Source organism: Ameyamaea chiangmaiensis (assembly GCF_013376175.1).
GTDB classification, from domain to species: domain Bacteria; phylum Pseudomonadota; class Alphaproteobacteria; order Acetobacterales; family Acetobacteraceae; genus Ameyamaea; species Ameyamaea chiangmaiensis.
Window position 1 is genome coordinate 1 of sequence record NZ_JABXXR010000365.1, and the last position, 606, is coordinate 606.

At 71.8% G+C, this 606-nt stretch carries 2 protein-coding genes; both read right to left on the minus strand.

The features are described 5' to 3' along the window. A partial coding sequence (locus tag HUK82_RS17080; RefSeq protein ID WP_176615021.1) for an SDR family NAD(P)-dependent oxidoreductase occupies positions 1-143 on the minus strand: 143 nt, incomplete at its 3' end. Continuing rightward, a partial coding sequence (locus HUK82_RS17085; RefSeq protein WP_176615022.1) for a zinc-binding dehydrogenase occupies positions 143-606 on the minus strand: 464 nt, incomplete at its 5' end. The genes HUK82_RS17085 and HUK82_RS17080, both read right to left, overlap by 1 nt.

Genomic DNA, 606 nt, shown 5'->3' on the forward strand with positions numbered 1-606 from the left:
TTCAGCGCCTCGCGCGTGCGGCCGGCCACCAGCACCCTGGCGCCGCACGCCGCCAGATGCAGTGCCATGGCGCGGCCCAGCCCGCGGCCACCCCCCGTGACCACGAGGGTCCGGTCGCGAAGCGAGAACAGATCGGGCGCCATCACCAGCCCTCCGTGCCGGTGCCGTTGGGGGCGACCAGCGTCTTCAGACGGGCTTCACCGCCCGCCAGCAGGTGCGCATACAGGGCCGGCACCGCGTCCAGCGGCTGGCCCGGTGTGATCAGGGGTTCCAGCGCGGCGGCCAGTTCGGGCAGCAGGGCGATGGCCTCGGGCATTTCGCCGGCGAAGGCGCCGACACCGCGCACGGTCAGTTCGCGTTCGACCACGAGGTTGAAATCGATGGTGGGTGGGTCGTGGAAAAGACCGGCCACGACAAAGGTTCCGCCTGCGGCCATGCGTGGCAGAGCCATCGTCACCACGGCCGCCGAGCCGGTCGCATCGAGGATGAAACGCGGGCCGATGGCGCCGAAGCGTTCGGTCCATGCCGCTTCGTCCGGTGGCAGCGGGCGCGTGCCGGCCTGGGCGGCCAGCAGCGTTTGGCGGTCCGGGTGGCGTTCGAGCAGAT